The sequence below is a fragment of the Methylobacterium terricola genome, from assembly GCF_006151805.1.
GTDB classification, from domain to species: Bacteria; Pseudomonadota; Alphaproteobacteria; order Rhizobiales; family Beijerinckiaceae; genus Methylobacterium; species Methylobacterium terricola.
The window spans coordinates 89153-96784 of the sequence record NZ_VDDA01000020.1 but is presented as its reverse complement, the minus strand read 5'-3'; the positions used below and the strand labels follow the sequence as shown (position 1 = coordinate 96784).

Here is a 7632-nt window from a genome sequence, read left to right as displayed (position 1 = left end):
GGCGAGGCGGGTGCGGCGGCAGAAGCGGGGCGATCGCAGACCAGAGGTCGTCGGGAAGAAGCGGGCGAGCCATACCACCCCAACGCCCAACAGACCCGATCGTGCCGTTCTGTTAGGCGCTCTTAACCGCGGCTCGCGATCCCGACGCCGGCCACCGCCACCACCATGCCGAGGAGCTGCACCGGTGCCAGGGTCTCGCCGAACAGCCCGAACGCCATCGCGGCCGAGACCGGCGGCACGAGGTAGAACAGCGCCGCGACGCCCGCCACCGCCCCGCGGCGGATGAGCCCGAGCAGGATCAGGATGCCGCCGACCGACAGGCCGAGCACCGCCCAGGCGAGGCCGAGGAGCAGCGGGGCCGAGAGGTCGAACGCGCCGCTCTCGGTCAGGAGCGCCAGCGGCAGGGTGAAGAGGGCGGCGCCGATGAACTGTGCCGCGGCGTTGGTGCGCAGGTCGACCGCCACGGCCTTGCGCTTCTGCCACAGGGTGCCGAGCGTGATCCCGACCGTGCCGCAGAAGCACACCGCGAGGGCGACCGGCGGGATCCCGCCGCTGGCGCCGATCCGCGGCGCCAGCACCAGCCCGGCGCCGACGAGGCCGACCGCGATGCCGAGCCAGCGCACGGACGAGACGCGCTCGCCCAGGAGCGGTCCCGCCACCGCGGCGGTGAGCAGCGGCTGCAGGCTCGCCACCAGGGCCGCGATGCCCGCCGGCAGCCCGCGATGCACCGCCCAGAACACCGCGTCGAGATAGACGCCGTGGATCAGGATCCCGGCCACGATCGCATCGCGCCAGCCGGTCCCGCCGCGCGGCCAGGTCGCGCCGGCGGCGAGGCCTATGCCCGACAGCACCATCGCGCTGAGGACGAAGCGCAGGCTGAGGAACGTCAGCGGCTCGGCATGGGGCGCGATCAGCCGCGCCACGATGAAGCCCGTGGCCCAGATCAGCACGAACAGGCCGGGCGCCAGGCGGGCGGACCAGGATGCGTCGGAGAGAGGCAGGAGGCGGCTCATGATGCCTGCGCAACGAGCACGAGCGCGACCGTTCCGCAACCGGAACCTCGGCTCCCCGGCCGCGCCGGGCCGAGGCACCGGGCCATCGTGCCCAGAAGGACGCGGGCACCGGATTTTGACCTGCCCGGCTTCCCAGGACGGCCCTGCGCGCTCTACCTGGGGCGACAGGTCCGCGGGCGCGACGGTCCGCTGGCTTTCAGGCATGCCTGCCGCACGGGAAGCCCGCCGGACGGCCCGTGACTTCGACGAGAGCGGCATCCGATCGCGCTGCCTTCGGATGCCGTCTCCGGAACTTTGATTTTGCCGCATTGTCCGACGAACCGGTATCCACTTCGTCGGACAATGCTCCAAGCCCGAGAGCCCGCGCGCCGTGATCCGTCCCCGTACCGCCCTGGAGATCGCCGCCATCGCGGCGCAGCGCTTCGTCGCCCATGACGGCTGGGCGATCGCCAGCCACATCGCGCTCTCGCTCCTGACCTCGCTGTTCCCGTTCCTGATCCTGCTCACCGCGCTGGCCAGCGTGTTCGGCACCAAGTCGCTCGCCGACGAGGCCGGCAACCTGCTGTTCGAGATCTGGCCGAGCGAGGTGGCGGGGCCGATCGCCGCGGAGGTCCATCGGGTGCTGACCGAGCAGCGCGGCGGGCTCCTCACCCTCGGCGCGGTGCTGGCGCTGTATTTCTCGTCGAGCGGGGTCGAGAGCCTGCGGGTCGGCCTCAACCGGGCCTACGGCCTGCGCGAGATGCGGCCGTGGTGGCTCACCCGCCTCGAATCGATCGGCTACGTCATCTGCGCCGCCTTCGCGATGCTGGCCTTCACCTTCCTGGTGGTGCTGGGACCGCTGATGTGGCGCGGGCTGGTGCTGGTGGCGCCGGGGCTGGAGCCGCTCGGCCTCACCATCGCGGTCGGCCGGGTCGGGGTGACCGTGCTGCTCGTCGCGAGCGTGCTGGTGATCGCCCACAAGTTCATCGCCGCCGGGCGGCGGCCCGTCGCCCTGGTGCTGCCCGGCATCGCGGTGACGCTCGGGCTGTGGGTGCTGGCCGGCCTCGGCTTCGGGATGTACCTCGACCGGTTCTCGAGCGCCTACGTCTCGACCTACGGCGGGCTGGCCACCGCGATGGTGTTCCTGGTCTTCGTCTACTGGCTCGCCGCGATGTTCCTGTTCGGCGGCGAGATCAACGGCACGGTGATCGCCGCCCGCCGCCGCCGGCTCCAGGCCCGGGCCCAGAGCCGGCGGGACACGATCAAGCTGCTCTGACGCCTGATGGCGCCGGCTACGGACGGCAGGGTCAGCTCCAGGCGTGGAACGGCGGGTTCACCCCGTTGAGGGCGTGGTTGCCGACGATCGCCACCTTCCAGCGCACCGGATCGTGGAGGGTGTGGGTGCGGGCGTTGCGCCAGTGCCGGTCGAGATTGTGCTCGGCCAGCGTCGAGCGGGTGCCGGACAATTCGAACAGGGTGTTGGAGGCGGCGAGCGCCACCTCGGTGGTCAGCACCTTCGACTCGGCCACCGCGAGCTGGGCCGCCGCCACGCTCTCCGGCGTCGGCGCCGCGACCGCCGCGTCGATGGCGAGGCCGGCGCGGTCGAGCAGGGCCTCGGCGGCGTGCTGGCGGATCGTCAGGTCGCCGACGGCGCGGATCGTGTAGGGGTCGTCCGCGGCCCGGTCCTGGCCGCTGTCGATCCAGGGCCGCGCCTTCTCGCGCACGAAGGCGATGGTGTCGTCGAGGGCGGCGCGCCCGATGCCCGCGTCGATCGCCGCCTGGATGATCTGGAAGATCGCCCCGTCGACGCGGGGCGCGGTGTAGCCGCGCCAGGCCGGCACGAGACGGCTCTTCGCGACCCGGACGTCGTCGATCAGCACCGTGCCGCTGGCGGTGCCGCGCTGGCCGAAGCTCGACCAGTCGTCGATCACGGTCAGCCCCGGCGCGTCGCGGTCGGCGATGGCGTACCAGGGCCGGCCCTCGTCATCGACGGCGACGATCGGCACGAGATGGGCCAGCAGCGCGCCGGTGGCGTAGAATTTCCGGCCCCGGACGACGACGTGGTCGCCGTGATCGGTGAAGCGGGTCTCGAACTCGGCGGCGCGCTTGGTGCCCTTCTCCGAGAAGGCGTTGCCGAACCGGGTGCCGGCGAGAACCTGGGCGAAGAGATCCGCCTGCTGCTCCGGATCCGACACGGTGCGGATCGCCGCGACGATGCCGAGATGGTTCTGGGCGATCTGCGCGATCGAAGGGTCGGCCGCCGCGATGATCGCGATGACCTGCGCCAGCGTGCGGTACGACACCTCCGGCCCGCCATGGCTGCGCGGCACGTTGATCGACCACAGCCCGCTCTGCGAGAAGGCGTCGAGCTCCGCCAGCGGCCGGGCGCCGGTCCGGTCGCGCTCCGAGGCGCCCTCCCGGAACCGCGCCGCGAGGGCATGGGCGACCCGGATCGCCTCGGCGTCGTCGCGGATGACGTGGGCGGGTGCGGCCGGGCGCGCGGGGCCGGGCGCGCCCTGCGGCGCGGGCTCGGCGGCGACGAGGCTCGAATGGACGGCGATGTTCATCGGGAGGCTCCGCAAGCGATGGTGGATCGGCGGTGGGCGGCACCCCTTCTCGTGCGCGAGCGGGAAGGGACCGGCTCTCGGTCCCGCACGGGCGGGATCACCGGCTTGCCCGGTCGATACAGGGACGATGATCGTCTGTTGTCTGTTTCAGGCTTGATCGCGCCGCAGAATGGTCGCCGAAGCGTGCCCCATCGTCAAACGAAGCATTCCGTCTATTTTGCTGAGTTTCTGGAATTTCCTTTCTCAGCCGAAGTCGATCGGGAAAGAGCGATGCCCTGCGGTCCGGCGGGCAGCCGGCCGGCGTCCCGGACGCCGATACGAGAAGGGGCAGGCTCTCGCCTGCCCCTCGGACGCGCCGGTCACGCCGCCAGGGCGTACTCGTCCGGTTCCGGCGCCGCCGCCATGAACTGGGCCCGGGCGAGGTCGGCGAAGCGGCCGTCCTCGGCCACCAGTTCGTCGAAGGTGCCGCTCTCGACGATCCGGCCCTGGTGGAAGACCAGGATGCGGTCGGCGTCGCGGATCGTCGACAGGCGGTGGGCGATCACGAAGGTGGTGCGCCCCTCCATCACCGCCTCCAGCGCGCCCTGGAGCTTGCGCTCGGTGGCGGCGTCGAGCGCGCTCGTCGCCTCGTCGAGGATCAGGACCGGCGGGTTCTTCAGGAGCGCCCGGGCGATCGAGAGACGCTGGCGCTCGCCGCCGGACAGCGAGCGGCCGCGTTCGCCGATGATCGTGTCGAGCCCGTCGGGCTGGCGCGCCATGAATTCCGACGCCTGGGCCCGCTCCAGGGCGTCGAGCATCTCGGCGTCGGTGGCGTCGGGGCGGCCGACCTGGAGGTTCTCGCGGATCGAGCGGGCGAACAGCATCGGCTCCTGGAACACCACGCCGATGTTGTGGCGCAAGGAGGACAGGCCGATGTCGCGCAGGTCCTCGCCGTCGATGCGGATCGTGCCGGCATCGGGGTCGAAGGCGCGGTGCAGGAGCCCGAGCGTCGTCGACTTGCCCGAGCCCGTGGTGCCGACGAGGGCCACGGTCTCGCCGGCCCGCGCCGTGAACGACACCCCGTCGAGGGCCGGGCGGCGGCCGTCATAGGAGAACCGCACGTCCTCGAAGGAGACGTCGCCGTCGAGCCGCGCCACCGCCTTGGCACCGGGCCGGTCGTGGACCGCCGGGACGGTGTCGAGGATCTCGAAGAATTCCTGCATCTTCGGCGCCTGCAGGAACAGGCCGTTGACGAAGGCGACGACCTGATCGAGCCGGGCGACCAGCATGGTGGCGAGGCTCATGAACGAGACCACGTCGCCGACGGTGGCCAGGCCGTGGCCGTGCAGCACGATGCCGGTGACGAAGATCGCCGTCATGGTCAGCGTCGCCGAGGCGCGGGTGGCCACGGACGCGAGCGCCCACCAGGACAGGACCGGGATCTGGGCGGCGAGCAGGTCGCGGATGATGCCGTGCATCGCCTCCTTCTCGGCCTTGGCGCGGGTGAAGGACTGGATGACCGCGACGTTGCCGAGCGCGTCGGAGGCATGCGCCGCGAGGCCCGAATGGTATTCCTCGACCTTGCCCTGGAGGGTCTCGGTGCGGCGCAGGACGAAGGTGGTGAGGGCTGTGAACACCACCATCAGGGCGACCAGGATCGAGCCGAGCTGCCAATTGAGGAACAGGGTCAGCGGCAGCAGCACGACGAGGGAGACGAGCGCGGCGCAATGGTCGCGGAAGAAGCCGAGCCAGGTCGCCGCCATGCCGCTCGTGCCCTCCAGCATCGCCTTCAGCACCCGGCCGGAATGGTTGGCCGAGTGGAAGGCGAGCGGCAGGTCGAGGACGTGCTCGAAGTAGTTCGCCATCGCCGAGAGGCGGCTGCGATGGGTGAGCCGGTCGGCGTGCAGCGCGATCAACACGCCGGCGCCGATCGAGAACAGCCCGAACCCGACCCAGGCGGCGACGAGGAGCAGGAGGCTCGACGTGCCGGCGCCGCCGGCCGGCAGATGGGTGAGCCGGTCGATGATGCGGCCGAACAGCACCGGCTCGGCGAAGGCCGCCACCGCCAGGGCGACGTTGGCGGCGGCGAGCAACGCGCCGAGGCGCAGATCGGGCCCGAGCTGGCCCATGACCCGGACGTAGAGCCTGATCAGCCGCATGGATCGAGAACCTTCGACAGATGTCCCTGTATGCGGCCCGGGCGCTCGCCCGCCGCCTGCCCCGTGCGCGGCCTGTTGTGCGGCCGTTCGTTCGCATGGCCATCCCTATGCCAGATTTCGGCTGAACGGCGCATGACGGCGTCGGGCCCGGGCAGCGGCATTTTTACCGTTCGTTGACCCTGCCGGCCTTACTTTCCAGGGCAGGAAGAGCGCGACGCCCGGCCCGAGCCCCGCGCCCGGGGGGCCGCGAGCGCGCATCAAGGGGCCGCCCACAGATGGATATCGCAACCGGCGCCGGCCTCGTCGGCGGCATCGCGGTCGTGTTCGTGCTCATCATGATCGATGGCGGCAACTTCGCCGCCTATTTCGACAAGCACGCAGTGATCGTGATCTTCGGCGGCGCCACCGCCGCCACCATGCTGCGCTTCCCGTTCTCGGTCATCGTCCACGGCGTGCCGATGGGCCTGCGCTACGCCTTCAACATGCGGGCGATCCGCCCGCGCGAGCTGATCGACGAGATCACCAAGATCGCCGACGTGGTGAAGCGCCAGGGCCCGATGGCGATCGAGAACCTCGAGATCTCGGACCCGTTCCTGGCCCAGGGCGTGCGCTACATCGCCGACGGCTACGACCGCGAGTTCATCCGCGACACGATGGAGCGCGACCGCGACAACTTCCTGATGCACCTCGACGAGGGCTCGAAGGTCTATCGCGCCTTCGGCGACTGCGCCCCGGCCTGGGGCATGATCGGCACGATTCTCGGCATGGTGACGATGTTCGCCAACATGTCCGACCCCTCGAAGCTCGGCCCCGCCATGGCGACCGCGCTGCTGGCCACCCTCTACGGCGCGCTCATCGCCAACATGATCACCCTGCCGATCGCCGACAAGCTGCACGTCAAGCTGGAGGAGGAGGACGTCTCGCGCTCCCTCATCATCGACGGCGTGCTGCTGATCCGCGACGCCAAGAGCGCCTCGCTGGTGCGCGAGATGCTGATCGCCTACCTGCCGCACAACCACCGCGACGAGATGGCCGCCGAGGCGGCCTGACGCCGTCGGACTGAAGCGTCCTTCAGGGAGATCGGAACGGTGGCCAAGAAGAAGCGCGGCGGGGCCCATGGCGGCCACGGCTGGTTCGTGACCTTCGCGGACCTGATGGCGCTGTTGATGAGCTTCTTCGTGATGATCGCGGCCTATTCGACGCAGGATCAGAAGAAGCTCCAGGCGGTGGCGGGCTCGATGCGCGACGCCTTCGGCACCAACCGCGAATCGCGCTTCAACGGCATCATCGAGAAGAACGGCCTGCCCTCGGCGACCAAGCTGCGCGACACCCGCGACATCCCGCCGGAGAAGGCCTCGGACCGGGCCGAGCCGCCCTCGGACGACGATCCTCTGGCCAACGGCATCCAGCACAACGCCTACAAGGAGGGGTTCGGCCTCGCCATGACCTCCCTGCGCCAGGCGCTGCAGGACCTGCCGGAGATCGCCGAACTGTCGAAGAGCATCGTGATCGAGGTGACGGCCAAGGGCCTCGACATCTCGCTCGTCGACCAGGACAACCGCTCGATGTTCCCGGAGGGCTCGACCCGGCCGAACGACCGCACCCGCCAGGTGCTGGAGCGGATCGTCCCGACCCTGCGCCGGCTGCCGAACCGCATCGCGGTGACCGGCTACACCGCCGCCGACCGCCCCGGCCGCCGCCCCGCCGCCCCGCCCTGGGAGCTCTCCGCCGGCCGCGCGATCAGCGTGCGCGAGGTCCTGGCCGGCAACGGCCTGCCCGCCGACCGCTTCGCCTCGGTGTCGGGCAAGGCCGATACCGAGCCGCTGTTTCCCGACAATCCGTACCTGCCGGCCAACCGCCGGGTGACGGTGACGCTGCTCAACGAGGCGCCGCCGACACCGCGGGGGATGGGGTTTCCGTGAGCAGGCCGGACGA

Annotated in this window: 6 protein-coding genes; 3 read left to right on the top strand and 3 right to left on the bottom strand. The window is 71.0% G+C overall.

What is annotated here, in order from left to right; genetic code table 11:
* Positions 1 to 122: 122 nt before the first annotated feature.
* Positions 123 to 1013, bottom strand: a complete 891-nt coding sequence (locus FF100_RS28270) for a DMT family transporter (protein WP_139039093.1) — start codon at positions 1011 to 1013, stop codon at positions 123 to 125.
* Between the two features lie 373 nt (positions 1014 to 1386).
* On the opposite strand from FF100_RS28270, the gene FF100_RS28265 reads away from it, so the two are divergent.
* Positions 1387 to 2268 carry a YihY/virulence factor BrkB family protein gene (locus FF100_RS28265; RefSeq protein ID WP_139039101.1) on the top strand — a complete coding sequence of 294 codons (882 nt, stop codon included), beginning with the start codon at positions 1387 to 1389 and terminating at the stop codon, positions 2266 to 2268.
* A 31-nt stretch (positions 2269 to 2299) separates the two neighbouring features.
* Here FF100_RS28265 and FF100_RS28260 read toward each other — a convergent pair whose 3' ends face one another.
* Both FF100_RS28260 and FF100_RS28255 read right to left on the bottom strand, forming a co-directional pair.
* Positions 2300 to 3559, bottom strand: a complete 1260-nt coding sequence (locus FF100_RS28260; RefSeq protein ID WP_139039092.1) for an SfnB family sulfur acquisition oxidoreductase — start codon at positions 3557 to 3559, stop codon at positions 2300 to 2302.
* Between the two features lie 359 nt (positions 3560 to 3918).
* A complete protein-coding gene (locus FF100_RS28255) occupies positions 3919 to 5697 on the bottom strand; it encodes a glucan ABC transporter ATP-binding protein/ permease (RefSeq protein ID WP_139039091.1) in 1779 nt (592 codons plus the stop codon).
* Positions 5698 to 5972: 275 nt separating this feature from the next.
* On the opposite strand from FF100_RS28255, the gene FF100_RS28250 reads away from it, so the two are divergent.
* Both FF100_RS28250 and FF100_RS28245 read left to right on the top strand, forming a co-directional pair.
* Entirely contained in the window at positions 5973 to 6746 is a 774-nt protein-coding gene (locus FF100_RS28250; protein ID WP_139039090.1) for a motility protein A, read from the top strand.
* A gap of 39 nt (positions 6747 to 6785) precedes the next feature.
* Entirely contained in the window at positions 6786 to 7619 is an 834-nt protein-coding gene (locus FF100_RS28245) for an OmpA/MotB family protein (RefSeq protein ID WP_139039089.1), read from the top strand.
* Positions 7620 to 7632 lie beyond the last annotated feature (13 nt).